We start from the raw sequence: 26,855 nt of genomic DNA on the forward strand, positions 1-26,855 counted from the left end.
CATGACGTTCGCCATGTCGCTTTTGGGCGGCACCTCGCGCACGTTGAAGTAAAACAGCGACTCGCGGTCTTTCGGTAAGCCTGCGGTTTCAGGTAGTTGCAGGATGCGGATCTGACTTTTCTCACCGGCGTCAATGCGCTGCATCGGCGGCAGCGCCACCAGCGGCGAGGTGATCTTTTCACCCTGCGCATTCTCCAGCCAGACCTGCGCCAGATACGGCAACGTTTTGCTCTGGTTTTCCAGCATCACGCTGACGGATTTATCACCGGCGTGATAAATGATGCGCGTCCGGTCAAGATTGACGGCGGCCAGCGCGGGCGTTGCCGAGACCATCGTCAGCAGGGCGATGAGATAAAAATGCAGTTTTTTCATGGGATTATTTCCTTATGTACAGGGCAGCAACATCTGCCCGGAACGGGTTTCGGGTTCAGAGGGCACGCGGATCTGACACTGCTGCGCATCGCCCCAGCGCACCGTCAGGGATTTTTCCCCGGACACGCCGGCCAGATAGGCCAGGCCGCCGTCACCGATCAGCCCCGCTTCAAAGCCGGAACTGTTGTCAGTCACCGACGCCCCCAGCGGCGGATGGCTGCCGTCTTTCAGGCGGATCACCGCCATCAGGCGCTCGCCTTTCACGGCGCGGATCTGGCGAAAACCGATCGCCCCTTCGGTCAGCGTTTTGCTGACCACCGAGCTGTAAACCTCGACGTCGTCCGGCAAATTATTCACATCGACGCGGATATCCGAGGTCTGGTAGCTGGACACGCCGTTCACCACCGCGATACCGTAATCGTTGGTCACGGACGCGCCGTCGCTGACCGGAATGCCTTTCACGCCTGCCGACAACATCATGCGCGGCTCGCTGCCGGCGCTGCTCTGATGCAGGGCTGCGCCCGCCGCCGTGGCGGTCAGCGATCCGTACCAGTTGGCATTCACCGAGCGGTAATCGTTATTTTTCACGCTGCCGTTCGCCCCGAACTGGCCGTACGGCGACATGTGCTGGTAATTGGCGCGGAACACGCCGTTGCCTTTTTGCAGATCCGGGCTGCTGCCGCCCGCGCCGACGCGCCAGCTGTTGGCCGGATCCTGACTGTTGTAATACGACGCCGTTTGCGAGAAGCCGCTCTGCGAGTCCTGCTGCGCGTCGTAGCTGATTTGCTGCCCGGAAGCGAGCGGCACACTGAGCGACAGAAACATCTGGTTTTCATCGGTATCGCGGTAGTTCAGCTTGCTGGCGGAAAACGTCGCCGAGACGCCGGTAAAGCGCCCGACATCGAAAATCTTGCTGACCGAGAGGCTGTAGTTGTTACTGGCACGCTCGTTCCAGTAGATTTTGTGGGTGGCCGAGAGGTACAGCGTGATGGCCGGCCACGGCAGGTACTGGTTGGCGGTGACGGTGTAGGTCTGTTTATCGTCGCGGGAATAGCCGTCGCCGTTGACCTTGTCGAGATACTGGCTGAACGACATAAAGGTCTTTTGCGAGAAACGGTATCCGGCAAAGGTGATCTGGCTGCCGGTCGAATCGAACCGTTTGGAGTAGTTGGCGCGGTAACTCAGCCCGGTTTGCCTGCCCGCCACCGGCACGGTGGCCGAGGAGCGCGTGACGTCAAACGACACTGCGCCGAGCTTTTGCAGGTTTTGTCCGACGCCGAGCGCCTGCGCCTGATAGTTGCCGGTGGTGGTGATGACGCCGCCGTAAAGCGAAAAATCATTGAGCGCGCCCCAGGACATTTCGCCGCTGTAAAAACCGGGCTGTAATACATGATTGTTGCTGCCGGTGGTCGGTTTGCCGGTGGCGGTTTTAAAGCGCACCTGCCCTTTGCGGGTCAGAAACGGGATGGTCGCGGTGGTCACCTGATAGGTGGTGACGCTGCCATTTTCTTCCTCGATTTTCACATCCAGCGCGCCCTGCACCGCTTCGGTTAAATCCTGCACCACGAACGGCCCCGGCGACACGTTGGTCTGGTAAATCACCCGGCCGTTCTGGCTGATGCTCACTTTGGCGTTGGTTTTGGCGATGCCGGTCACCTGCGGCGCGTAGCCACGCAGCGACGGCGGCAGCATGCGCTGGTCGCTGTTCAGCGACACGCCGAGAAAGCGGAATGAGTCGAAAATATCCGAACTGAAATAGGTCTGGCCGCCGGTCAGGCGCGCGCCAAGGGACGGTAATGCGCGGTAAATATAGGTTTGCGTCCAGGTGAATTTGTCGCTGGCCGGGGTGCCGGAGGTGCGCGATGAAGCATACTGATAATCGGCACGCGCACGCCACGGCCCGAGGTTGACGCCAGTGGTGCCGTAGCTGCTGAAGCTGGTGGTGCTGTCGCCGGACTGCGGCATGTATTTGCTGCCGAGCAGGTTGTAATCCAGCAGTGCGCCGTTCACGCCCTCATCCCACTGCGACGGCGGTACCCAGTTTTCATCGTGAAACGTCAGCCACGCCTGCGGAATGCTGATGTTAAGGGTCTGTTTTTCCTGATCGTAGCGGGTGGTCACTTCTGTCTGCTGATCGAGCGACGTGCATTCGCCCTGATGCCACAGCGTCAGCTGCTCGCGGGCAGCCGGGGTCAGGTCGAATTTATCCACCAGCGCGGGCGGCAGACAAAGGCGGCTGTCCGGGTTATTTTCAGCGGGAATGTACTTAATCAGGCTTTGATCGCCGAGCGTGCGGCCATTGAGCACCACATCCAGCAGGTATTCACCGGGCGCGATATAATGGGCTACCTGAAATCGTGACAGATCGACATTATTGCGATCGGCAGAATCGATGAAATTAACGTTAAATTCTACCGCAAGGCTTCTGTCGGAAATAAAGCAACCGGAGATAATTATAATAATGCCAGCCGCCTGCCGTTTCCCTGCTGATATTTCTTCCTTTAACAACGCCATAATATTATCACTTGTTTCTTGCACGGTATTACATTGAAAACCCGGTACTGGCAAAGAGAAAAAGGGGGAGAGACTCCCCCCGATAATGACAATACTTATTTGTAATTCAGGGCGTAGGTGGCCTGAGAAACAAGGGTACCGGTCGCGACCGGCTGTGCGTTGGCTTCCACACGCGCGGCAAACACCAGTTCATTATTGCCGGTGACCAGGTTGATATCTTTGGAGGTATCGCCGACTTTCAGCAGATCGCCGTTGGCGTCAATCAGGCGGATGCCCGCGCCTTTTGCGCTGCCGGTGTTTGCCAGCAGTTCCGACGCGCTGCTGTCAGGCGTACCGCTAAAGGACACCGCCACTTTCGACACCACAGGATAAGCCACTGTGCCGACCGTCTGTGCGGTCAGATCGCAGTCCTGCAAATGAATGGTATAACTGACGTTCTGCGAATATTTACTGCCGGTTTCCAGCACCTTATTCGCCACCTGCCCCATATTGACATTAATGTCTTCATCACCCGCGGCCACAGAACAAGGCGCATTAATCACCGTGCCGGTGAAATGAATACGGCCTGAACCCTGATCGGTTCCCACCGGCGGCGTGGGATCGTCAGCGGCAAATGCTGAACCGGATATAAAGATGGCTAACGCGACAGCAGAGGGAATAGTGTTTCCATTAAACATTGGAGATCCTTGAGATATTGACTGGCAAAAAAACGTTAAGCGATATTTTTCGCTATACCTGAGAGAACATGCCTCTCATTCCAGACCAATATACTGACACCCTCCCTGATATCGCTATAATAAGTTGCATAACCAAAACATTAAGATTTTTACGCCAGATTGCGGCGGGAAATATTATTTAAATCATGAAAATTAGCCTGAAACTGAAAAAAATCAGCACAAGATAATAAGGAGGTCACAAAAATAGCGCGGCAGAGCGCGGGAGGTAAGCGGGAAATTAATCATAAATCGGGTCAATTCCGGCGTTTTTAGGAATTTTCTCCGCCATGATGTTTCCCGCTCATTTATTCTGGCGGGGGTAATATTAAAAAATGTTAGTGATTATCCTCGCTGGCCGATAATGCAAACGTCCCCACCGGCATGACAGGCAGGTATTTTTTATAATAATCGTGATAGTTTTTTACCGGATCAATATCCTTAAATAAATCAGGGTAAAGGGATTTCGCGATAAACTGCACCATGGTGAAATCCACAAGGGTACGGGACGCCCCCTGATAAACCCCGAAGAGTCGGTCATTTTGAATGGCCGGTAATGAACTCCAGCCGTTGCGGTGAGCAAATCCGTTGAGTTTCGCTCTGGCCGTGGCTTCATTCACACCGATACCCATTTCAGCCGCCGTATCGACTTTATTGTTTTCCCTGCCGGAAATAAAAATGACATCGGGCTTAGCGACCAGTAATTGCTCAGGATTAATTTCGCCCCACTGTTTCACAAACGGCGCCGCGATATTTTCGCCCCCGGCGAGACGCAGCATCACGCCCCACATATTTTCACCGTAGGTAAATGAATACTCTGCCGGACCTTTATTACCGAACTCAATGTAGACTTTGGGTTTAGGCAGATTTGCCTGTCGGATCCGCTCTTCAATCAGCGTAAGGTTATTTTTATACAGCTGAGCCAGTTCGTGCGCGCGGTCAGTCTGGCCGGTTAATACCCCGATGATTTCCGTTGATTTAACATGGTTTTCCACGGTCTGGTCGTTGTAATCGAGCACGACAACCGGAATGTTGAGGCTCTGAAGTTGCGTGACTTCATACTTCAGGGCGGCGTATTGCCAGCTGGCCAGAATGACCACATCCGGCTTCAGGCTGATCACCTTTTCCAGTGATACGTTGTGCAGGTCTATTTCGCCAATATCCGGAATTTCAGCGATGGACGGACGGTGTTTAATATACATATCCCAGTTCGCCGGTACTTTGCCATGCCAGGCCTCGCGGGAGATGCCGACAATATGGTCAAACGCCTGTTCACCGCCGACCGCCATATAATCTTCAAAATAGAAACCTAATACCGCTCTTTTAACAGGGGTATCTAAGGTTATTTTATTTCCCAGGACATCGGTCAGGGTGGTGCTGGCGGCAGCGGCTTGTCCGGTCATCATGACAGACAACATAAAAAGCAAACCATGAAGTAACTTCATTTAATTCCCTTAGGTATTGTGCGTTTATTTTCACACGCAAAGATAATTTTTATTGTGACGGTCTGATTGCCGTTAAGTGACTGCTTAATAGCCCATTACGGCGGCCTCATCATTGCTCAAATACCGGCGCCAGCACAAGATATTTTCCTGACCGCTAATATCCCGTGGAAAGGCGATTTCACCGGGGGAACACACACTCTGGCAAAGGCGTATCCGCGCGGTCGCGCCCGGCCTGCCCATCCCCGTCCGGCAGGTTGAGCTATAATTAAAATTTACCTGCTGAGAAGGATACTTATATGGCGCCAGTGGCGAGTTTATCGGGTGGTGTAATATTCATTATCGTTGGCATCATGATGTTGTGGTTATTGGTGAAAGCGCATAAAGGCAATGCAAACAAGAAGTTCTTCACCCCGCACAACTGCATGTTGCTGATCGGGACGGTGGTCTCTTTCATTATATCCATCGTGTTTTTCACCTCTTCTTCCTGATATCTGATCAACGCATCCCTCACTGCCCCGGTATTTGCCGGGGCCTGCTGTCAGATAAGATCCCCTCCTGCTCATCCTCGTCTATCATTATTATTCGTTTGCTAACTGCCTGCTTACTCACTCATTTGTTTGGGAGGTAAAGAGATGCCACACACCGCATTTGCGACACGCTGGGGAGCCAGATTCATGGCCGACGGGACGGTGCATTTTCGTGTCTGGGCGCCCGGTCAGCAACAGATCACACTGAGGCTTTCCGGCACCGACCGGGAAATGACCGCGTCGGAGGACGGCTGGTTTGACACGCGGGTGACCGGCGTTTCTGCCGGTGAGGAATATCAGTTTGTGCTGGCCGATGGCACCGCCTTGCCTGATCCGGCCTCCCGCGCGCAAACGGCGGAGGTGAACGGCCCGTCGCGGGTCGTCTATTCCACGCAATATGAATGGCAACACACCCGCTGGCAAGGCCGTCCGTGGGAAGAAAGCGTGATTTATGAGCTGCATATCGGGACATTCACCCCCGAAGGCACTTTTACGGCGGCAGCGGAAAAACTGCCGTATCTGGCTGAAACCGGCATCACCATGATTGAAGTGATGCCGCTGGCGCAGTTCGGCGGCAACCGTGGCTGGGGCTATGACGGCGTGTTGCTCTACGCACCGCACTCAGCGTATGGCACGCCGGAAGAGTTCAAAGCCTTTGTCGATGCCGCGCACGGCGTCGGCATCTCCGTGGTGCTGGATATCGTGCTGAATCATTTCGGGCCGGAAGGCAATTATCTGCCGCGACTGGCACCGGCGTTTTTCGACCCCGAACGCATGACCGCCTGGGGCGCAGGCATCGCTTATCAGGTTGACGGCGCACGGCAGTATATTCTCGACGCCCCGCTTTACTGGTTGCAGGAATACCGGCTGGACGGGCTGCGTTTTGACGCGATCGATCAGATGAAGGATGTCTCAGAACCGCATATCCTGATCGAGATCGCCGAGCGTATCCGCGAAGAAATTACCGACCGCCCGGTGCATCTGACCACCGAAGACAGCCGCAACGTTACGTTTCTGCACCCGCGCAACGCCGACGGCAACGTGCCGCTGTTTACCGCCGAATGGAATGACGATTTCCATAACGCGATCCATGTGCTCAGCACCGGCGAAAGCCATGCCTACTATCAGGATTTCGCCACGCATCCCGAACAACTGGCCGCCCGCGCGCTGGCGGAGGGGTTTGCGTATCAGGGCGAGATGTCACCGCAAACCGGTAAGCCACGCGGTGCCGTCAGCCACAGACAGCCGCCGGTGGCCTTTGTGGATTTCATCCAGAATCACGATCAGATCGGCAACCGTGCGCACGGGGAAAGGCTGATCACGCTGGCTGGCGCGGAGCGTACCCGTCTGCTGCTCGCCGCGTTACTGTTATCGCCGCATATCCCGCTGCTGTTTATGGGCGAAGAATATGGCGAGACCCGGCCGTTCCTGTTCTTCACCGATTTTGAAGGTGAACTGGCGCAGGCAGTGCGCGAAGGTCGCGCCCGTGAATTTGCCGGGCACAGCGGATACGATCAGGACGCGGTGCCGGATCCGAACGCGCTCAGCACTTTTGAACAATCGACACTCCGCTGGCAGACATGTTCAGACCCCGAAGGCCAGCACGCCCTGTCGCTGACCCGCACGCTGCTGGCGCTGCGGCAGAAATATATTGTGCCGTTACTGACGCCCGCGAAGGGCGACGTCGGCGAGATCCTGCAAACGTCTGAGGGTTTTCTTTCCGTCAGATGGACGTTCCCGCGTGGCACCCTGTCAATGACGCTGAATATCGGCAATGACAATCACCTTCTCCCGACGCTGCCGGGTGACACACTTTTTGCCTGGCCGCAGGATGCTGCGACCTCCGCGCCGGGTTCGCTGATTGTCCGTCTTTCTCCGGGAGCTAAAACGTGAAGATACCCACTGCGACCTACCGGCTTCAGTTCCGTAACGGGCTGACGTTTGACACCGCCACGGCGCTGATCCCGTATTTAAAAAAACTCGGCATCAGCCACCTGTACGCCTCGCCGGTGTTTACCGCCACCACCGGGTCTGAGCACGGTTACGATATCACCGACGCCAATGAGATCGACCCGGCGCTCGGCGGGCAGGCCGGGTTTGACCGCCTGTCGCAGGCGCTGAAAGCCGCCGGACTCGGGCTGATCCTCGATATCGTGCCTAATCATATGGCGGCCTCGCTGGAAAACCGCTGGTGGCGCGATGTGGTGCAGCACGGGGAAAACAGCCGTTACGCGCGGCATTTTGACATCGACTGGTCGCAGCCGCTGACCCTGCCTTTTCTCGGCGAATCCTTTGAAGACGCGCTGGAAAAAGGCGATATCCGCTTTGCCCCCGATCCTGAAACCGGTGAGCCTGCCCTCGCCTATTTCGACACCTTTTATCCCGTTGCCCCCGGCACGCTGGAGGCGAATGAAAAAACGCTGAGCAAAACCGGCATCGCTGAACTGCATGCGCGCCAGCCTTACCGCCTGATGTCATGGCGCGATGCGCCGCGTGAACTTTCTTATCGCCGCTTTTTTGAAATCACCGGTCTCGCCGGGGTGCGCGTGGAGGATGACGCGGTGTTTGACGACACCCACCGGCTGATTCTGGAACTGGTGAAATCCGGCAAAGCAGACGGGCTGCGGGTCGATCATGTGGACGGCCTCGCCGATCCCAAAGCCTATCTGATGCGTCTGCGGGAAAAAGCCGGGGCAGACTGCTACATCACCGTGGAGAAGATTTTGGGCAAAGGCGAGCGCCTGCCGCCGGACTGGCCGGTTTCCGGCACCACCGGTTATGAGTTTATTGCCTCGCTGTCCGATGTGCTGGTGAATGACGAACACATTGCCGTATTGCGCGACCATTATGACAACGTGGTCGGTCAGCCCGTCGATATGCAACAGGAATTGCGGGCGGCCAAACTGATGATGACCGATAAGAATTTCGAGGGGGAATTCACCACGCTGCAAAAACTGGCGCTGGAGATTGCCGCCACCGAAGGTGTCAGTACGGATGACAACGCCGTCCGGCTGGCGCTGCGGGAACTGCTGATCGCCTTTCCGGTGTATCGCACCTACGGCACCGCGCAGGGTCTGCCGCCGGAAGATGCGGCGCTGTTGTGCCGGATTATCAGAAAAGTCAAAAGCACGGCGCTGTTTATTGCGCCGGAGACGCTCAGTTTTCTGGCGCGCATTCTCTATGCCCGCACCTCGCCCGCCACGTCCGCACAAGCCACGGTATTCCGCACCCGCTTCCAGCAACTGACCGGCCCGCTGATGGCGAAATCGGTGGAGGACACGCTGTTCTTCCGGCAGAACATGGATCTGGCCCTGAACGAAGTGGGAGCCGAACCGCTGCCGCGCACCTTCTCCCCGGATCGCTTCCATGACGAGATGCGTAAACGCCTTGATGAGCAACCGGACGCGCTTTCCGCCACCTCCACCCACGACACCAAACGCGGCGAGGATGCCCGTGCGCGGCTGTTCACCCTGACCGAAGCGCCGGAACGCTGGGCGGCGTGTGTCAGCCGCTGGCACAAGATGAATGAGACAAACGTGATCATGCTGCCGGACGGTCCGGCACCGCGTCCGGCACTGACCTGGATGCTGTATCAGGCGCTGGCCGGTGCGTGGCCGGTGACGCTTAATCCCGACGATGCGGCCGGTTTACAGGCACTGGATGAACGGTTTCAGGGTTTCGTGGAGAAAGCCCTGCGGGAAGCCAAGCTGCGCACCAACTGGGATAACAGCAACGAAGACTATGAGAAAGCGGTGCTCGATTATGCCCGTCATCTTCTGTCGCCGGAGAACCGGCGTTTTCTGCAAGATTTTCACGACGCGATACAGCCGTTTATCCACGCAGGACTGGTCAACAGCCTGACGCAAACCGCGCTGAAAATGCTGGCTCCCGGCGTGCCGGATATTTATCAGGGCAGCGAAGCGCTGAACTTCAGTCTGGTGGATCCGGATAACCGCCGTCTGCCGGATTTTGCCGGGCTGGAAAGGCTGCTGATTCAGGGAGAAAAACCGGTGTGGGATAACGAAACCGCCTGGACAAGCGGACAACTGAAGCAACATGTGGTTGCGGTACTCGCCCGTTACCGCCAGCAAAAACCTGCGTTGTTTTTGCAGGGTGATTACGTTGCGCTGACCGCAGCGGGAGATCACTCCAAAAACGTGATCGCATTTGCACGAACCTTCAGGAACGATGCGGTGATTTTCGCAGCACCGCGTCAGGTTTTTGATGCGCAAAAAATTCACTTTAATCAGACTGAAGACGGATGGGATATGCAGATACTGCTGCCCGCTTCGCTGGCTAACCGAACCTATTCTGACCTGCACAGTGGCAGGGAACTCCGTGCGACCGACAGGATAGATCTCAGTACCTGGCCGCGTGATGAACCGGTAGTGCTGAGTTTGTCCGGTCTTACTGAAAACAATCCAGATAAATAAATCCCACGACCTGCGCTGGCATTTTCAGATAGAAAAAATGTTAGTGCAGAAATTTCCTACAACTTTTAGCCCCTCCCTGACATATCTCTCTCAGCGATATTGCCATACTCTTGTTTCCAACAAAGTCTGTGTGGTCATTAGCTTCACAGATGAATGTCTCTGTCAGATCGTCAGTTAAGGGCCTCTGTAATGATTATTTATAACGCGCTTCTTTCGCTGGCCGACGTCATTTCCAGAAATAAAAAAAACTTACAGCACGTGGCTGAGGAGAGGGTTTTGCAAAAAACAATTAAGCGCGATGAATTTCATCCGTTTATCCAGCCTGTTTTTAGCGCGGATGGTTTCACGCTGAAAGGATGTGAGATTTTACTGCGGGTGAAGTCTGAGAATAATTATAACTCGCCGGTTTTATATATTCATGAAATGGAAGCCAGTCGCTACAGGGATGATATTATCTGTCATCTGTTTCAGGGAATTGAAAAGTCTTTTGAAAACATAATGAATTATCTGCCAGAGGACTTTTATTTCTCCTTCAATATTACTGCCGGGCAGATATCTTCACACGACGTGATCAACGCAGCGCTTCATTTCAGCAGAACTTTTAAGGATGCCGCCACGCTTGTGCTGGAAGTGGTTGAGAGAACAGCGTTGAATTTCGATGATAAGACGATGCCGGTCATTGAGCACCTGGTCGCAAACGACATCAGGTTAGCCATTGATGACTTTAGCGCGGGCTCCTTATCACTGAAAAATATAGAAAACATCGGCCTTTCTGCCCTTAAGATTGATAAAGACCTCACCCAGGCCATTAACGGACAGCTGGTTTATGAAAATGTCATCGATGCAATTATGACCCTTTCTTCCCGGTTGGGTGTTTCTGTTACCGCTGATGGCATAGAGACATACGAACAAATACCGCTGTTACGCAAGGCAGGAATTAATGGATTGCAGGGCGATTATCTGGCAGAGCCTATGCAGGTCAGCGAGTTTATTCATCGTTATATCGGAATGTAAATCGCATGAATTTATTCCTCTGTTTTTATCCATTTAGGATGAGAGTTTAAAAATGATTTATCTCATTAGCAGAAACCACTATTTAAATTATGGTATTAAATTATTATTTGACTCAGCGGGGCTGGATGTCACTGATATAAACTTCCTGCATGAAGACTGGATTATACCGTTCACTGAAAATGATATCGTCCTCATTGATGCCTCGGAAAGAATACCAGAACCGGTTATCAGGATAATGAAATGTCATGGACACCCAAAAATTATCGCAATGAGTCGCGATGGCAACAATAAAAGCCCTTCTTTATCCTGTATTTATAGTTACCTCGATATTCATGCACCCACGAAAGATGTTTTGGGAAATATTCTGGAAGCTCTTCATACGGTGACCTGTTTGCCAGCACCACCAGTCGTCATTTCAGATAAACAGCACTACATTATAAGTGAGTCATTGAAAGGCAAAAGTGTCAGACATATTGCCAGTGAGTTAGGCGGATCAGCCAAAACTATTTATTCGCAGAGGGGCTACGTGTGCAGAAAATTCGGCGTGAAAAACCTGAAGGAACTCAACAGGTTTGCGGGGTTTTTCACTGTAAAATGAACATCTGATACTGAACGCGCTATTCGTTGTTCTGCTTATATTGGCTCACCCAGGCGTTCAGGGTGTCATCTATATTGCTCATCGCATCACTCAGTAAAGCAATTGCAGATGTCAGGTCTGCTGCGGTGCCGCATTGCAATTCTAATTCCTCGCACCGGCTCACTAAGGGCTGAGCCGTCAGCATATTCGCAATTCCCTTTATACGATGAGTGATTTCAGCCACCTTTTCTCTATCCCCCTGCTCATCCGCGAGCCGGATTTTATTCAGGTCGTCACGATTTGCTTTGATGATCCCATTGATGAGCTGAACCGTGGCGGAACGATTTCCCCCGGTCAGTGCTTCCAGTCCGTCGGGGTCACAGCAGGGAACGGGCAAAGGATCGCTGTGCAGGATTTCGAGTTGCTGGCGTAACTGTTGCAGATTTAACGGTTTAAATAAGCAGGTATCCATTCCCGCCAGCTGACACCGTTCGACTTCTTCGTATTGCGCGTTGGCCGTCAGCCCCAAAATAGCGCAAGTTTTCTGGCCCTGCTCACGCTCAGAATCACGGATCCACCGGGTTAGCTGATAACCGTTTATGCCGGGCATATTGCAGTCCGTGATAACCACGTCGAATGACTGTTTTTTCCAGTGTGAAAACGCTTCCTCCCCTTCCTGCGCCAGCCATACGTGATGCCCGAGGAATTCCAGTTGTTTTCGAAGCAGCAAACGGTTCGCAGGGTGATCATCAACCACCAAGACATTGAGCGGGTAACCATCGGCAGACGCATTGTTCTGCGGAGCTAAAATGGTATTTTCTTCCGCCGGAGATCCAGGACAGTGAGCCTTCAGTGTGACATCGATGCGTGTGCCTTTTCCGGCCTGGCTGGTGAGTTTGATGTCACCCCCCATCATCTCAACGATTTCTTTGCAAATCACCAGCCCCAGCCCCGTGCCGCCGCGATGCTGTTGTGCGCCGGAGTAAAGCTGGCTGTAGGATTTAAAAAGCTTATCCTGATCTTCAACCGCGATACCTGTTCCCGTATCCTGCACGCATAAAGTCAGCAGGGTATTCGCCTCATCAGCTTTCTCAGCTGTTAACGTGACGATGACGCCACCTGTGTCGGTGAATTTTACAGCATTGCTGATCAGATTATTGAGTACCTGCCGAAAACGCTGGGCGTCCAGCAGAACATCATGGCCGACAGACCCTTCAGTGACGAACGCTAATGAAATATTCTTTTCACCGGCCAGCCCGCTAAAGACTTTGATAACTGACTGCGTGAGGTGCAGGGGATTACATCTTTGTGCGGATAAGACCCATTGTCCCGATTCAATTTTGGCCAGATCCAGAACGTCGCCCAATAACACCAGCAACGAATTAGCCGAATCGTAAGCGGTTTCAATCGCCTCTTTTTCCAGATGCCCTTTCTCTGCTTGCCTGAGTGCCAGCTCAAGCATTCCCAGCACGGCACTGACCGGCGTGCGAATTTCATGGCTCATGGTCGCCAGAAATATCCCTTTGGCCTGATTAGCGCGAATAGCCAGTTCACGGGCATCGTCAGCCAGTTGTCTGGCATGTTCCACCTCGTTCAATAGCCGGTAACGCTCGGTGACATCTGTCCAGCCACCTATCATGCCTGAGATTTCACCCTGCGCATTTCTGTAAGGTATGAGCCAGACTTCTGCATCAATGAACTCGTCTTTTATCTTTAACCTGAGGTCTTCCAGAATGTTTTTTCCGTCAGCTAAAGCCTCAAGATACCGGGTCTGATAGAACGGGCCTTCCTCAGCAGAAAACCAACTGACTTCATTGATTTTTTTGCCAAGCAACGTTTCCGGTTGTTCGCCGGTCGCCTGGAAAAAACGACTGTTGGCTGTCACTAAGCCCCCTTCCCGATCACGAACATAAACGGGATGAGGAATAATATTGAAAAACTCTGACTGGAAATTCATTTGCTCTGAAAGTTTACGTTCAGCCTTTTTGCGTAGACGAATTTGTCGCAACAGATAACCGTTCCACAGGACAACGCTGACAAATAATATCAGTGCCAGTGCGAGCCAGATTTCCCAGGGAAAGGACTGTTCAAGGTTTGGCATTACGATCCTATGCAAAATTCATTAAAGGCTGGCGCTGTTTCTGCTGGCAAACTCAATGAGATCTACCAGCGTTCTGGCATTCAGCTTGACCAGAAGGCGGGATTTATAAGTACTGACCGTTTTATCACTGATCAGCATTTCACGGGCAATTTCTTTATTTGTCAGCCCTGCGGTTAAATACTTGAGCACAGTGATTTCCCGCCCGGAAAGGGAATGTATTAATGGTAATTCCTGCGATGCCTCCGTAAATGCGTCAGGCGTAACCCTCGTCGTATCTGGGAAATACCGGAACCCGGAAAGTACAGCATTGGTGGCGCTGGCCAGTTCATTCAGGTTATTAGTTTTACTCACAAAGCCCGACGCGCCCGCTAAGATACAGCGATGCGCATATACCGCCGGACTGAGGGAGGTCAGAACCAGCACTTTAATCGCGGGATTCTGCGCCCGTAAGCGGTCGATGACTTCCAGTCCATTGAGCTTGGGTATACCGATATCAAGGATCACGATATTCGGTTGAATCGTCCGGGCAAGGCTGAGGGCTTCAATACCGTTATCCGTTTCACCGACTACCTTCATACCATGCTGCTCCAGCAGTAACCGGGCGGCGAAACGTATCATGGGGTGGTCATCGACAATCAGAACACTTTTCACCGTCTTTCTCCCGTTTCATGATCCGCTCAGATTTTCTTTAAACATTATAGCTGTGAACCCAGTGCCCGCGCAGATGAGTGAAATCTTGTTCTGACTTAACTGACAGCGCCGTCAGAAATGCCCTACAGCTTTCAGGACAAGCCTGACATACCCCTACAAATAATACTGTCATACTGGTTTTATCAATATTTTTTATGTGGTTTTACTACATAACGTCTCTCCCTGATTAACGCGGGATATCAGGGCAGTATTCTTTTAGAAGATTCACACCGGACGATATCAGTCCTAGCAGGTCAGAAAAATTAATCCAAACCTTAGGAACCATGATGTGTAATATTCTTATTGTAGACGCCCAACCCATTATCCGCCTTGCTCTGAACATATTACTGGAAAAGGAAAAATATCGGGTGGTGGGGGAAACTAACAATGGGATCAATGCACTGGAGTTGACGCGAAAATTGCATCCCGACATCATCGTGCTGGATATCGACCTGCCGGGGTTAGACGGTTTTGAAGTGATTAAGCGTCTTAAGGATTCAAACCTTGACGCAAAGGTGATTGTTCTTACCGGCCTTAACCCGGATATTTACATCGCGCGCTGCATTCGTGTCGGGGCTAATGGCTTCGTCAGTAAAAACAACGATCTGAACAAACTCATTGGGGCCATCAAGGCGGTACAGATGGGGTTCAGCTGTTTTCCGACAACAGACTCTCTTCACTTTCACAGCCCCGGAACAAAACTTCGCGAACAGGAATTATTAACTTTGTTATCCAACCGTGAAGTCACTGTTCTGCGTTACCTTGCCCGTGGCGTAAGCAATAAAGAAATTGCCAGAGACTTATTAATCAGTAATAAAACGGTTAGCACCTATAAAATGCGATTAATGCAAAAACTGAATGCCAAGAATGTGATTGAACTTTCGGGGATTGTGGCGCGAAATTTTTAGGTTGTTGCAAATATTTCATATCCACATGTCATATTAATGACCTCCGAGTGACATCCTTAAAATCTCCTCCAGATAAATATTGAAGCCTTAATAATTAAGCTTCAATATTTATTCTTGCACGCTTTGTATCACCCAGTTTTAGTCATCAATCTTCGAAGGACCGGTTTACTGATAACTCATTGTGTAAGTCGCCACACCATTTGCCGTTCCTCCGACAATCGGCTCTGAGCCTGATTTAATATAGGTCGCCATAAAGGGAATAGACAGACTTCCGCCGGTGGTTGTCGTCACCCTGAATTGCCCGGGATTTCCGACTACCGCGCTATCAGGACCATAACTAACGGGTTGCTGGGTGGCCTGATTGATAATGCGGATCCCAAGACCGGTCGCCTGCTTACCATCATTCGTCAGCGAAAGGATATTACTGGTATTGGCCGGATTGTTATTGTCCGTGAACGTCATATTGACGCTTAAGCCTGACGTGACAGAACAGGAGTCCAGATTAATCGTGAAGGGTGAATGGACCAGAGAACTCCCGCCGGTGGTGATCGCGTTGCTGTTCACTTTGCCTAAGGACACCCCAATGTTTTTAGAGTTCGCGCTCACAGTGCAGGTTTGCGACGTAAATGTCATACTCCCGCTGACCACAAGATTGACCGGAATGATAGTGCTGCTGCCCGCCACATCATTTTTATCGACGATGCGTAAGTAACCGATTGTTCCGGGTAATGTCACCGAGCCTGACTGAATGGTTGTTGTTGTTGAAACCAGCCGTGCTGTAAAACTTCCATCCCAGTAGCTGGTACTTCCTGTAATGATATCAACCCAATCTGTACCTAGCGCTGGCCCCGTGTAGTTACGGTTACGCCCCTGAACAATAATGCCTATCCCATCAACGTTAGTTTTGAAGATGGCATAACCATCAATGCTACTCCCGGCGGGTTGCAATGCAATTTTCCCTTGCAGAGTAATATTTCCTACAACACATCCTGTGTAGAGACTGCTGTAGCCTGATGCGGGTGCAGAAAACCAGTCCGTTAAATAGCGATTCCCCGGGCTGCCGACCGTAACCACGGTGCTGACTGCCGGAATGGTGGCCGTTAAAGTGGCAGTTGCAGGGTTTGACGTACAGGACACACCTGCAATAACGGGCAACGTCCATAAGGATGCCAGTGCCAGCAGCAGGATCCGCAATACTTTCAGAGCCAATAAATCTTTCATGATGACTTATTACCTTTTATTTCCAGAAGAATTAACTCCAGTGTAATCAGTTACAAACGGCATTTATTTTCACCATATTCTTTTTATTCTCATCCTGTGGATTTAAGCGATAAGGAATTATGCAAAGTGGTTTTTCTTTATCTCCCAGGGTAATAAACAGTTTTCCGCTATTTTCTTTCAGGCGGGCAAATATACGCCCACCCTGTCCGACGATGCCGACTTCCTGCCCCGTAGAATCGAAAACGCTGGCACCAAATGGCAACGCCGTACCATCGGCACGACGACTTTGGATCAAAATGGCATGACCGTTGAGGGTGTCATATTGCACAAGCATCACGGCACCGCTGCGAGGTATGACTTCAAGGCTGGTATTTTTCAGTTCGATATCGTCAGACAACCCTTTCGGGTCAAGTGCCACTTCGTTTCGCTGGTAGGCTGAAAGATAAGGCACCACGGCCTGACCACTGCTATCCAGTGACACATTTTGCGCATTCAGAACCTGAGCCCCTTTGGCTCCCGGCGCGCTGATGATCCCGATGGTGTCACCCAGACTTTGCCCGAAGGTCACCCCCATAGGATGCACAACCACAGAACCGCTCATACCCGCTGAAACCTGACGGAAATCAGTCCCTTCACTGAGGGAACCATTGAGTGTGCCGAAAGATGTCCGGTACTGCGCATTACTGCTCAGGCTTTTGCTACGGGTGGCGTCATTGGCTCTGTCGTAGGCGGCACTGAGCCCATAGCTCAGGCGACTATTTTCTCCGGCGTTGGAATTAAAGGACGTTTGCAGATTAGCGCCCCCGTCACTATCCCGACTGACAGAACTGGTCAGGTATCCTGATGCACCAAAGGGAACCGAGACACTCAACATAATGTTGTCATCGTCTTTGCCATAAGGATCCTGAGCACGAGCCACGCTGAGGTTGGTATTTCCCCAGCTCCATGTTCTGGTATAACCGGCCTGCAGCTGATTATCGTAACCGCTGCCATTCCAGTAATCCTGCCGGGAACCGCTGAAATACACATAATCCGTGTCGGTAAGCCGCTGGTTGATCACGACTTCACTGCGGGTTTTCAGACGGCGGATATTGTCAGCCGTATCGTCACCCTGCGCCTTAACCTGATCAACCGCCGTCAGGGCATCACTGAGACCGAAGTAACCATCCGTTGAATAGCGGTAAGCCGCCAGAGTGACGTCGGTGCCCACATCCGTGAGGATCTTGTTATAACTGACACGCACGGACTGGCCAGAGAAACTCTGTTGTCCCAGGTCGGTATGGGCCTGAGTAACGTCCAGCCCCACTGCCCCCCACTCGGTACCCAGCACCATCCCGACCAGGGCGGCTTTATAATCTTCAAATCCTGTCAGCCCGCCGTAGAGCGTCACCATGTTCGTTAAACCGTGTTGCCAGGTGCCCTGAACAAGGTGCGGCTGATTGTTGTACTGAAGGTTGCGGACCACGCCAGCCGTGGTGGTAAAGCGTGAGACGCCGGGACGCAGTGAACGTGCAATAGAAGAAAATGGCACGATAAAGCGTTTTTCTTCACCATTCGCTTCCGTCACCGTGACATCCAGATCGCCATTGTTAGTACCAGGGCTTAAATCTGAAATCTCAAAATTTCCCGGCGGAACCGTCGCTTCGTAAATGACATAACCGCGCTGACGGATAGTGACCCGCGCGTTGGTGGCCGCAATTCCGCGCACCACGGGCGCGTAGCTCGTTTGCGAAGAAGGCAACATCCGGTCATCTGAGGCAAGTCGCACGCCACGGACTGAAACAGAATCAAACAGATCTCCGTCGCTGAATGTGTCACCCATTGTCAGCTGAGCGCGAAGCACGTCGATATCCCGCTGCACATAGGTGCTGATAGCATCGAGCTTGTGACCGCTTTCGTCGTTCCAATTAAGGGAAGAACGCTGACGCAAGCGCCAGGCTCCGAAATTAAGTCCCATATTGGCCGAGGCATACAGGCTCTGGTCAGTGTGGCCTGTCCGGCTATTTTGATAACCATTCAGGGCATAATCGATAAAACCGGCAGTCACCCCATTTTCCCAGCGCGAAGGGCTGACGTAACCATGCGGATCCGTGCGCATATAGATTTGTGGCACGCTGAGTGTCAGCGACTGATCACCCGTGCTGACCTCGTAAGTCGCGTCAGGAATTTTCGTCCAGTCCAGACATCCTTCGCTGTTGATGGAACCCGCGACCGTCGCTAATTTCTCAAGATTGACACCCAAACTGTCCAGCAACGTGGTATTCAGGCAAGGTCTCGCGTGCCCTGGACGATCACCCTCGTTGAATTTGATGTCAAACATGCCAGCCTGGCGCGTATTAATCGTCACGTCGAGCGTCTGGATCCCCTGTTCAACAGGATTTCCTTCGGCATAACGCGTCAGGTCTATGCTGCGAGCTCCCTGACCCCACAGCATAGATTTATCAAAATTAGCGATGAGCATATCGGCACCCGATTGCGCATGAGCACTGAAAGGTATTTGCCAGAGACCTGCCGCCATCAGAACCGCAACTTTCAGAGGATGAAGTTGGCAGTCAGATTTAATACAGCAGTGACTTTTTAAGGTAAAAACTGGCTTATTCATAAGTAACCCGCGCTTTTTCCACCAAGGAAAAATTCTCAGATATTTTGTGAGAGGAATATTATTTTAATTTTTTAATGTTGAATCCCATGCCATAACCGCACCATAGTCATTAATCGTGCTGTAATTAATCAAAGCTCCGGGAGTCGCATTGTTATCCATTTCAAAATGCTGAGTTTGTTTTGGTGCAACCGTGCCATTAGTCATATTTAATTCGACTTTTTTACCCCCCACCTTTACACTATTTAAAGACACGTAATAAGCGCCGGAATTATAACAATCCAGTGTGGTTTTATTTCCGCTGCGCACCATTGTCCATTCCAGATCCCCCGCCATTTTATCCGCATCCCCTTGTAATCCTGATGGGCGGTAAAACATCTTGAGACGTGTACGCACAGCGATTTTAAGTTTATTCGAGCCGTCCTCGACGGAAGGTGGCAACTCTAAAATATTCAACCAATAAATAGATTCTTTATCTTGAGGAAGCGTTTTATCGTCGTCAAAACGAATGCGTAACACCTGACCTTTATGGCTGTCGATGCGCGCGATAGGCGGTGTCAGAATAAAAGGTGAAGTCGCCACATCAGGCGTGGCTTTCGGGTCTCCGTTATCAATCCATGATTGGATTAAAGCAGGAGTACTGCCTTCGTTATTGAGTTTTACCGTCACTTCACGGGCCGATTCAGGATAAATAACCCGGGTTCCTGTCACGACGACAGAGGCCTGCGCGGTCACAGGGAGAATAAAAAAGCTGAAGAGCAGCACGGCAAAGTGCATACGTTTGCCATGAAATAACCTTGTCATGATACAAAATCCTTTTTAATAACAGATCCGCGCGGATAAACCCGCGCGGTTAACTAACAATACTTATGGATAAACAATGGAATAAGTGACGTTGGAAGAAACTAAACCGGAAGTTACAGCAACATCTGTGGAATAATACTTCGCCAGGAAATTCATGGTGGTTGCAGGCGCAGTGCTTGAAATAGTGGAGTACCCCGCAGAAGGGATCTTACCTAATACGAGTGGTGTGGTATTCGCAGAAGCCTGATAGAGCGCAATATCAACGTTGGTTGCGCCACCGGTCGTAACGGTGTTGTTCAAACGCCCGTTCGCATTAACATTGCTACCCGGCTCGAAATACACCGCTACGCTTTTTGGCTGTGCCAGCGCGCCAGCCGTACTCGCACAACCGGTCAAAGAGATAGCAAAAGGCGTTGCGCCCGCGGTGGTATTGGCCAGGCTGCCGAATGCGCTTACCGCAACGGTAGGCAACTTGATAGTAGTATCCGCACCTGTACCCGCAGAAACAGTACAGGTCACGTCAGTAACTTCACCATTAAAAGTAATGGTGCCATCTGCCGCGTATGCCTGCTGACCCAAAATCAGCGCCAATGTGGTCGCTGCGAAAGCAATATTTAATTTTTTCATAATTCTATCATCCATCTGCACATCAATTAAAATAAGCGTCTTTTATTCCTTCCCGTCGGACCCGGATAGCGGTCTCTGAAGGATGAAATAACTATGACGTAAATAAGTGAATAAATATGTCAGGAGGATTACATTCGTTGTAGGAATAATCTCACGGCAACATTATTATTTAACGTAACTTGCGATTATTTATTACCTGCTGATGTTGTATTTGAAATAAAACGGCCCACTAAAAAAACCGCGATCTCCTCAGGGCAGTTAATTAAGAGAAATCCGTATTATTAACATATTCTTACAGCATGGCCGTTTTTTATTCCGTATTAACACCCAGATTTTAAAATCTCGACTACGCTTAATAACGGTTAACTAAAGGAGATAGAGATATGTCCTCACATGATATCGATGCAGATGCAAACCATCTGGCAGATAAGCTCGAAGACAAAGACAACCAGCTTGCCGGTGAAGCGCAGAAACAATTTGGCGATTTTGTTGATTCTCCTAAGCACCAGATTAAAGGCGCAGCACGTAAATACTCGGCTCAGGCCTGTGAAGTCGTGTCTGACGTCGCGGAGAAAATCAAAGAAAATCCCCTGTCAGGTCTGATCGCGGCCGGCGCAATTGGTGTCGTGCTCGGGTTACTGCTGGGTCGTAAGTAAACCGTCTTGTACCGATAAAAAGGCCTTCGGGCTAATGCCGATCGTTTAAGGATCAGTTGACCGATCCGGTGGCTCGTGTAAAAAGGGTTCATGCTCAACATGGACCCTTTTTAAATGGAACTTTCACAAGCTCTCGGTATTATCAATCTTACTGCCCCCGATGAAGTTCAAAGCCTCGCTGACCTCCTGTCTCCTGACCTCATTCAGCAAGCTTTTTCTCTTACTGACACCGTCACCCTACGCAAGCGTAAACTCCCCCTCGAGTCCATGGTCTGGCTGGTTATCGCTATGGCCATATTCAACAATAAGCCTATGAGTCATATCGTTAATCTGATGGATATTGTTGACCGAACCGGACGCTCATTCACCGTACCCAGCTCCGTTATTGCCCGCAGAAAAACGTTAGGTGAAGATGCCATCCGGGTTCTGTTTGATATCACTCAGCAACACTGGCATGCAGAGGTAAAACATCCTCTCTGGCACGGACTGACACTCAATGCCGTCGATGGCGTAGTCTGGCATACGCAGGACACGCCTGAAAATGCAGAGGCCTTCGGTAAGGCTTCTAACCAGCACGGTGAACGCGGATATCCTCAGGTCCGCATGGTATGCCTGATGGAACTGAGCAGCCACCTGCTGCGGGCCAGTGTGATGGACAGTTACGACGTTAACGAGATACGCCTGGCGGCACATCTGGCAGACAGCGCGCCGGATAACAGTATTACGCTGTTTGATAAGGGTTTTTACTCTTTAGGACTGCTACATGACTGGCATAATGCGGGCGAAAATCGCCACTGGCTGACGCCGCTGAAAAAGAACACGCAGTACGAGGTGGTGTGTAAGCTCGGCAAACAGGACGAGCTGATACGGCTGAAAACGTCACCGCAGGCCAGAAAACAGTGGGAAGGACTGCCGGAAGAAATAACCGTGCGGCTTATCCGCCGGAAGGTCAATGGCGTTGAACGGCAGGTTGTGACGTCAATGACGGATGCGATGCGTTATCCGGCCGCCAGCGTGGCGGAGCTTTATAAGCATCGCTGGGAAATCGAGTTAGGATACCGGGAGGCTAAGCAGTTTTTACTGGGGAACCGGTGGGCGTTGAGAAGCAAACTGCCGGAAATGGTCAGGCAGGAACTGTGGGGTATCCTGCTGACTTATAACCTTGTTCGTTACCAGATGATCAAGATGGCATTCAGCCTGAAGGGAGATTATCTGCCTTATCAGCTGAGTTTTAGCGGTGCAGTGTCGGAGATATTACGGTTGTTAATCGGGCTGCCGTGGGCATCAGCGGGAGCCATCCCGGGTCATCTGAAGCATTTTTACAGCAACGCAGCGATGCTAAAACTCCCCCCGAGGCGTGAGCGTGAATATGCAAGGGAAGTGAGAGAAAAAAGGTCGAAATATCCCTTAAAAAACAATGCTGGTCACCTTAAGTGACCAGCATTAGCCTTCGGGCCTTTTTTATTGCCTGAAGAAAGGGCAATTCCCGCGCTCAGGTTGAGTGAGATACAGAATTCTCCTACACAATTTCGTCACACATGACGTGTATAGTGAACCTCTCTGTAGCAACCTACAGATAACTCGCGAGTTCCCCTCGTAACCTACAAAAACCCGTTTCCCCTGACGGGTTTTTTCATGTCTGTTTCTTCCCGCGCCTGTGCAGTCAGTGCTTCAGAAAAATGTAATTCACGTTTTAAAACAACCGTTGTTACGTCCAGATTTAAACAAACTCGCGGTTCAGCCACCCTGTTTTGCCCTGTTAAAATGCGTCGCAACGATTGAAACTCAAAGAACAGACAGGAATACGCGTGAAGAATACCATGATTTTACTGGCATTTATTTTGACAGGATGCAGCTCACCCGAAGCGCAGACAATTCAGTCAATAAATGCGCTCTCTTTTCCGGCGCGCACTTCGGAGCAACCGGTCAGCGTGACAGCAAAAATTTCATCCGGCGATTTAGAAAACCAGTATTTCAGTAATCAGTTAATCATCCTCCGGCTCAGGGCGGAAATTAAAGCCGCCAGAACAGACAAGATCCGAACCGACGAGGTATTTGATACGCATACGGATGTCGCCCAGGCATTTAACGCCCTGTCCCGTCTTGAACAGTTTGACGCGCTGAATACCGTGTATTATTCAGAAAAAGACATCAAAGGGATGGACGAGATACACCAAAAACTCAGCCCGCTGATTTGATATGAAAGACAAAAAAACCCGCCACGGGCGGGTTCTGAAAGACCTACACGACACAGACATTAACCGCGGATAAACGCCAGAATGTCAGCGTTTATCACGTCCGCATGGGTGGTATGCATACCGTGAGGGTAACCCGGATAGATTTTCAGGGTGCTGTCGGCGAGCAGTTTATCCTGCAGCAGTGACGCATCTTTATACGGCACCACCTGATCGTCATCGCCCTGCAACACCAGCACCGGCACCGTGATCGCTTTCAGATCATCTGTCTGATCCGTTTCTGAAAACGCTTTAATGCCTTCGTAATGCGCATTGGCGCTGCCTGTCATGCCCTGACGCCACCAGTTGTTGATGGTGCCCTGCGAGACCTCGGCCCCGTCGCGGTTAAATCCATAAAACGGCCCGGTGGCAACGTCTAAATAAAACTGCGCACGGTTGGCAGCCAGCGCGCTGCGAAAACCGTCAAACACCTCAATCGGCGTCCCCTCAGGATTACTGTCTGTTTTCACCATCAGCGGCGGCACGGCACTGATCAACACCGCCTTCGCCACCCGGCCCTGCGGCTGCCCAAATTTCGCGACATACCGCGCTACCTGCCCGCCACCGGTGGAATGCCCGATATGCACCGCATCGTGCAGATCAAGATGCTCGGCCACGGCGGAAGCATCCGACGCGTAATGATCCATATCGTTGCCTTCGCTGGTCTGATCTGAGCGTCCGTGGCCCCGGCGGTCAATGGCAATCACCCGAAAACCTTCTTTCAGGAAGAACAGCATTTGTGTATCCCAGTCATCGGCGCTTAACGGCCAGCCATGATGAAAAACAACAGGTTGTGCGCTTTTGGAACCCCAGTCTTTGAAGAAAATATTGACGCCGTCTTGGGTTTTAACAAATGGCATAGTATGCACTCCTCAGGTAATTGAAGGGAAAACAGTACGGTATGCAGGGTCAGGCTCAGAAAATTCAATGCTCAGAAAGCGTAGCAAAGCATGGCGGAATTGCCTGAAAACCCTACATCACCCTTCTGCCGCAGGCTGCGACGCCTCCCCCGGCATCCGGGCATCCGGCGTTTTCACAATCATATTTGGCAGTGCCATTTCGATGCCGTTCTCCATTAACTTCTCAATAATCCGGATATTAATTTCCTGCTGAATATCCATATATTTATTGTAATCAGCGGTATTGACGATATGCACCACTTCGAAATTCAGGCGGTCAGTGCCAAATCCCAGCAGATGCGCCCGGTCGAATTTGGTTTCGCCCATCTCGGTAATAATCTCTTTCACCGCTTCACCAATATTGCGCAACTTATCCGGCGGCGTATTCAGCGCCACCCCAAAATTAAACACGATACGACGGGTCTGCATGCGCTTGTAATTGTGCAAGGTCTGCTGAAGTAATATGGCATTGCCGCAGACGATCTGTTCCCCGCTTAAACTGCGGATGCGGGTGGTCTTCAGACCAATATGTTCGACGGTCCCGGCGACATCATTGAACACCACAAAATCACCGATTTCGAAAGGCTTATCAAAGCCGATGGAAAGTGAGGCGAACACATCGCTGAGAATGGTCTGGATAGCCAGTGCAATGGCGATACCGCCGACCCCCAGACTGGCGACCAGCGCGGTAATATTGACGCCCACATTTGCCAGAATCGACAACAGCATCACCGACCAGACCACCGCGCGGAATATCAGTCCGGTGATCACCAGCGTCACCGGATTTTTATTCATTCCCGGCTGATGCATGATATGCCGAAGCCACGAGACAACGCCCTGATCCAGCCACAGCGCCATCTGCAACGCCAGCACCAGGAACCAGGCGTGGCTTATGGTGTTATAGAGATTATCGGGTAAGTTAACGAACCGCAGGCTGAACAGGAATGCCGCGACAAAGATCAGCAGGCTGCTGGTCCGGTCAAGCATATCACCGAGAATAAACCGCATTCTGTCGGTCGCCGGATGCATATCTCCCCATGTCCTGACGCCCTTACGCAGAAACGACAACAACCAGTTAATCAGCCAGTAGGTCACGAACGTCACGACACACATCGTCGCCACCCCGATCCAAAATACCGGCGACATCACTAATGCGATGACATCAAAGCGTGATAAGAAATCCATCATCCCTCCCCGTTTTTTTCACAAACTACCAGTATAGGAAATGAGAGTTCAGAGGACGGCAGAATAGGACAGTTCGGTGCGCGAGGGGCGAACGGATCAACTTGCGGAGATAGTGCTGGGATGACAGGCGAGGACGGCTTAACCGTACGTTGTGCGTTTTCTCAACCGACTGTTCTTGAGGCCATGGTCGATGCCCTTGTCCGTTCATCATTCAGTGACCACGTCGTTAGTTCTGTCTCATGCGCTGCGTAAACAGGTGCCTGTACGCCCGAAGTGACCGGCTCACATTTGACCAACATGGCAGGGATATGAGCGGGGTCCGCATGGGTACTAAGAGGACGAGTGCGTGGCGCTGAAGGTTCGGTATGAGCGAACAGCGGAAGTTCGGAATGTATACTTACATCGAGGCGTCTTGAGCAATGGGGAGCAGGTCATAATGAATGACTGGGGATCGAGTTGTTGCAGAATACCAGGGAAGGCACGAATGACGGTTTCAAGCCTTGATGACCGTTTTATCTACTTATAGCCAAATTCATTCAAATGACCTTGTATTTATTTAATTTTGGAGAATACTATTTCCCTTCCCCCTTTATTAAATCTTAAAATGGACCTATTATGTTGATAACGTTGGAGAATACCCCTACTTGGGTATTTGTCGTTTTCTTTGTCACGCTATATTACTGTTTTAAAGCCCGCCACCGTAGGGACGTTGATATTCATAGCTTTATTTTGTTACCTTGTATCTTCCTGAGCCTTTCTTTATGGTCGATATGGCACCATCCGCTACCATTAACTATGTCAGTATATTGGTTATCGTCCTTTATAATAAGCGCACTCATAATATTCAAATTTACTCAAAAAGCGGCTGTAAGTCTGGGAACTAAAGTTAATACAATTAACATACCTGGTACAATTTCTGTATTGATTGTTTTTTTGTTATATTTTGCGGTGCGTTATTATCTAGGGTACTCCGAGGCGATGGCTAATCCTCATAGTCTATCTCTTATGCAACTAACAATCTTGGCGATTGCATCCGGTCTGAGTGTTGGGTTTTACAGTGGGCGAGCGCTGGGCTTTTACATGAAATATCTTAGACTAGCAGCTCAGATGCTTCGTGGGTGAATTCGCTGACCGGTTTGCCAACCCATCTCACTGACCTGCACCCCTTTGATTAACGCACTTTACTGTTCGTGACTTCCGCTTTTGGCACAAAGCGGACCGTCATACCTGCTTAAGTCACTGGCTTAGCGTAGGATATTTAATGAGATGGTCACTCCCTCCTTCCCGGTACTATGCTGAGGATAGGCTTTCATTCGGAGAACTATCATGGAAAACA

General features: G+C 51.3%; 21 protein-coding genes. 9 read left to right on the forward strand and 12 right to left on the reverse strand.

What is annotated here, in order from left to right; translation table 11 throughout:
* The 4 genes from EDF78_RS25265 to EDF78_RS25280 all read right to left on the reverse strand — a co-directional run.
* Nucleotides 1–372: molecular chaperone (locus EDF78_RS25265; protein ID WP_133824191.1), on the reverse strand; the 372-nt coding region annotated here is incomplete at its 3' end.
* 12 nt (nt 373–384) lie between these two features.
* Nucleotides 385–2,886 (reverse strand): fimbria/pilus outer membrane usher protein, encoded by a 2,502-nt coding sequence (locus tag EDF78_RS25270; RefSeq protein WP_133824192.1) that lies wholly within the window; start codon nt 2,884–2,886, stop codon nt 385–387.
* A gap of 95 nt (nt 2,887–2,981) precedes the next feature.
* On the reverse strand, nt 2,982–3,563 hold the full coding sequence (locus tag EDF78_RS25275) for a fimbrial protein (protein ID WP_095925607.1): 582 nt from the start codon (nt 3,561–3,563) through the stop codon (nt 2,982–2,984).
* A 374-nt stretch (nt 3,564–3,937) separates the two neighbouring features.
* Complete coding sequence (locus tag EDF78_RS25280; protein WP_133824193.1) at nt 3,938–5,044, reverse strand: ABC transporter substrate-binding protein; 1,107 nt, start codon at nt 5,042–5,044, stop codon at nt 3,938–3,940.
* A 296-nt stretch (nt 5,045–5,340) separates the two neighbouring features.
* On the opposite strand from EDF78_RS25280, the gene EDF78_RS25285 reads away from it, so the two are divergent.
* From EDF78_RS25285 to EDF78_RS25305, 5 genes are all read left to right on the forward strand, one after another.
* A complete protein-coding gene (locus EDF78_RS25285) occupies nt 5,341–5,532 on the forward strand; it encodes a hypothetical protein (RefSeq protein WP_095925605.1) in 192 nt (63 codons plus the stop codon).
* 144 nt (nt 5,533–5,676) lie between these two features.
* Nucleotides 5,677–7,464 carry a malto-oligosyltrehalose trehalohydrolase gene (gene treZ / locus EDF78_RS25290; protein ID WP_133824194.1) on the forward strand — a complete coding sequence of 596 codons (1,788 nt, stop codon included), beginning with the start codon at nt 5,677–5,679 and terminating at the stop codon, nt 7,462–7,464.
* The gene (gene treY / locus EDF78_RS25295) at nt 7,461–10,004 is read left to right on the forward strand and encodes a malto-oligosyltrehalose synthase (protein WP_133824195.1); all 2,544 of its coding nucleotides are present in this window, start codon (nt 7,461–7,463) and stop codon (nt 10,002–10,004) included. Before treZ ends, treY begins: the two co-directional genes overlap by 4 nt.
* Before the next feature lie 189 nt (nt 10,005–10,193).
* On the forward strand, nt 10,194–11,018 hold the full coding sequence (locus EDF78_RS25300) for an EAL domain-containing protein (protein WP_166654499.1): 825 nt from the start codon (nt 10,194–10,196) through the stop codon (nt 11,016–11,018).
* Nucleotides 11,019–11,070: 52 nt separating this feature from the next.
* A complete protein-coding gene (locus EDF78_RS25305; RefSeq protein ID WP_133824197.1) occupies nt 11,071–11,616 on the forward strand; it encodes a LuxR C-terminal-related transcriptional regulator in 546 nt (181 codons plus the stop codon).
* Nucleotides 11,617–11,635: 19 nt separating this feature from the next.
* Here EDF78_RS25305 and EDF78_RS25310 read toward each other — a convergent pair whose 3' ends face one another.
* A complete protein-coding gene (locus EDF78_RS25310; RefSeq protein ID WP_133824198.1) occupies nt 11,636–13,696 on the reverse strand; it encodes an ATP-binding protein in 2,061 nt (686 codons plus the stop codon).
* A gap of 21 nt (nt 13,697–13,717) precedes the next feature.
* Complete coding sequence (locus EDF78_RS25315; protein WP_131694159.1) at nt 13,718–14,347, reverse strand: response regulator transcription factor; 630 nt, start codon at nt 14,345–14,347, stop codon at nt 13,718–13,720.
* Between the two features lie 326 nt (nt 14,348–14,673).
* Here EDF78_RS25315 and EDF78_RS25320 point away from each other — a divergent pair, with 326 nt between their 5' ends.
* Complete coding sequence (locus tag EDF78_RS25320) at nt 14,674–15,294, forward strand: response regulator transcription factor (RefSeq protein WP_131694158.1); 621 nt, start codon at nt 14,674–14,676, stop codon at nt 15,292–15,294.
* Between the two features lie 165 nt (nt 15,295–15,459).
* Here EDF78_RS25320 and EDF78_RS25325 read toward each other — a convergent pair whose 3' ends face one another.
* The 4 genes from EDF78_RS25325 to EDF78_RS25340 form a co-directional block, all read right to left on the reverse strand.
* Nucleotides 15,460–16,515: a fimbrial protein gene (locus tag EDF78_RS25325; protein WP_133824199.1), complete on the reverse strand. Its 1,056-nt coding sequence runs from the start codon at nt 16,513–16,515 to the stop codon at nt 15,460–15,462.
* Nucleotides 16,516–16,561: 46 nt separating this feature from the next.
* On the reverse strand, nt 16,562–18,976 hold the full coding sequence (locus tag EDF78_RS25330) for a fimbria/pilus outer membrane usher protein (RefSeq protein ID WP_166654500.1): 2,415 nt from the start codon (nt 18,974–18,976) through the stop codon (nt 16,562–16,564).
* 204 nt (nt 18,977–19,180) lie between these two features.
* On the reverse strand, nt 19,181–19,918 hold the full coding sequence (locus EDF78_RS25335; RefSeq protein ID WP_208294506.1) for a fimbria/pilus periplasmic chaperone: 738 nt from the start codon (nt 19,916–19,918) through the stop codon (nt 19,181–19,183).
* A gap of 63 nt (nt 19,919–19,981) precedes the next feature.
* Nucleotides 19,982–20,545 carry a fimbrial protein gene (locus tag EDF78_RS25340; protein WP_166654501.1) on the reverse strand — a complete coding sequence of 188 codons (564 nt, stop codon included), beginning with the start codon at nt 20,543–20,545 and terminating at the stop codon, nt 19,982–19,984.
* 383 nt (nt 20,546–20,928) lie between these two features.
* Here EDF78_RS25340 and EDF78_RS25345 point away from each other — a divergent pair, with 383 nt between their 5' ends.
* The 3 genes from EDF78_RS25345 (at nt 20,929) to EDF78_RS25355 (ending at nt 23,399) form a co-directional block, all read left to right on the forward strand.
* Complete coding sequence (locus tag EDF78_RS25345; RefSeq protein ID WP_131694154.1) at nt 20,929–21,201, forward strand: CsbD family protein; 273 nt, start codon at nt 20,929–20,931, stop codon at nt 21,199–21,201.
* Nucleotides 21,202–21,315: 114 nt separating this feature from the next.
* Nucleotides 21,316–22,638, forward strand: coding sequence for an IS4 family transposase (locus EDF78_RS25350; RefSeq protein WP_133824202.1), 1,323 nt, complete (start codon nt 21,316–21,318; stop codon nt 22,636–22,638).
* 371 nt (nt 22,639–23,009) lie between these two features.
* Nucleotides 23,010–23,399 carry a hypothetical protein gene (locus EDF78_RS25355; RefSeq protein WP_133824203.1) on the forward strand — a complete coding sequence of 130 codons (390 nt, stop codon included), beginning with the start codon at nt 23,010–23,012 and terminating at the stop codon, nt 23,397–23,399.
* A gap of 59 nt (nt 23,400–23,458) precedes the next feature.
* Here the strand turns inward: EDF78_RS25355 and EDF78_RS25360 are convergent, their stop codons facing one another.
* Nucleotides 23,459–24,295, reverse strand: coding sequence for an alpha/beta hydrolase (locus EDF78_RS25360; RefSeq protein ID WP_133824204.1), 837 nt, complete (start codon nt 24,293–24,295; stop codon nt 23,459–23,461).
* A gap of 117 nt (nt 24,296–24,412) precedes the next feature.
* Nucleotides 24,413–25,519 (reverse strand): mechanosensitive ion channel family protein, encoded by a 1,107-nt coding sequence (locus EDF78_RS25365; RefSeq protein ID WP_133824205.1) that lies wholly within the window; start codon nt 25,517–25,519, stop codon nt 24,413–24,415.
* Nucleotides 25,520–26,855 lie beyond the last annotated feature (1,336 nt).

Origin of the sequence: Rahnella sp. BIGb0236, assembly GCF_004364755.1 — a bacterium.
In the GTDB taxonomy this organism is placed as follows: Bacteria; Pseudomonadota; Gammaproteobacteria; order Enterobacterales; family Enterobacteriaceae; genus Rahnella; species Rahnella victoriana.

What these genes read in the sequence shown, in the direction of transcription:
- EDF78_RS25365 (WP_133824205.1), bottom strand. Translation starts at nt 25,519, where the DNA reads ATGGATTTCTTATCACGCTTTGATGTCATCGCATTAGTGATGTCGCCG.
- EDF78_RS25320 (WP_131694158.1), top strand. Translation starts at nt 14,674, where the DNA reads ATGTGTAATATTCTTATTGTAGACGCCCAACCCATTATCCGCCTTGCT.
- EDF78_RS25360 (WP_133824204.1), bottom strand. Translation starts at nt 24,295, where the DNA reads ATGCCATTTGTTAAAACCCAAGACGGCGTCAATATTTTCTTCAAAGAC.
- EDF78_RS25310 (WP_133824198.1), bottom strand. Translation starts at nt 13,696, where the DNA reads ATGCCAAACCTTGAACAGTCCTTTCCCTGGGAAATCTGGCTCGCACTG.
- EDF78_RS25340 (WP_166654501.1), bottom strand. Translation starts at nt 20,545, where the DNA reads ATGAAAAAATTAAATATTGCTTTCGCAGCGACCACATTGGCGCTGATT.
- treZ (WP_133824194.1), top strand. Translation starts at nt 5,677, where the DNA reads ATGCCACACACCGCATTTGCGACACGCTGGGGAGCCAGATTCATGGCC.
- EDF78_RS25350 (WP_133824202.1), top strand. Translation starts at nt 21,316, where the DNA reads ATGGAACTTTCACAAGCTCTCGGTATTATCAATCTTACTGCCCCCGAT.
- EDF78_RS25345 (WP_131694154.1), top strand. Translation starts at nt 20,929, where the DNA reads ATGTCCTCACATGATATCGATGCAGATGCAAACCATCTGGCAGATAAG.
- EDF78_RS25275 (WP_095925607.1), bottom strand. Translation starts at nt 3,563, where the DNA reads ATGTTTAATGGAAACACTATTCCCTCTGCTGTCGCGTTAGCCATCTTT.
- EDF78_RS25280 (WP_133824193.1), bottom strand. Translation starts at nt 5,044, where the DNA reads ATGAAGTTACTTCATGGTTTGCTTTTTATGTTGTCTGTCATGATGACC.
- EDF78_RS25300 (WP_166654499.1), top strand. Translation starts at nt 10,194, where the DNA reads ATGATTATTTATAACGCGCTTCTTTCGCTGGCCGACGTCATTTCCAGA.
- EDF78_RS25325 (WP_133824199.1), bottom strand. Translation starts at nt 16,515, where the DNA reads ATGAAAGATTTATTGGCTCTGAAAGTATTGCGGATCCTGCTGCTGGCA.
- EDF78_RS25335 (WP_208294506.1), bottom strand. Translation starts at nt 19,918, where the DNA reads ATGACAAGGTTATTTCATGGCAAACGTATGCACTTTGCCGTGCTGCTC.
- EDF78_RS25330 (WP_166654500.1), bottom strand. Translation starts at nt 18,976, where the DNA reads ATGCTCATCGCTAATTTTGATAAATCTATGCTGTGGGGTCAGGGAGCT.
- EDF78_RS25270 (WP_133824192.1), bottom strand. Translation starts at nt 2,886, where the DNA reads ATGGCGTTGTTAAAGGAAGAAATATCAGCAGGGAAACGGCAGGCGGCT.
- EDF78_RS25305 (WP_133824197.1), top strand. Translation starts at nt 11,071, where the DNA reads ATGATTTATCTCATTAGCAGAAACCACTATTTAAATTATGGTATTAAA.
- EDF78_RS25285 (WP_095925605.1), top strand. Translation starts at nt 5,341, where the DNA reads ATGGCGCCAGTGGCGAGTTTATCGGGTGGTGTAATATTCATTATCGTT.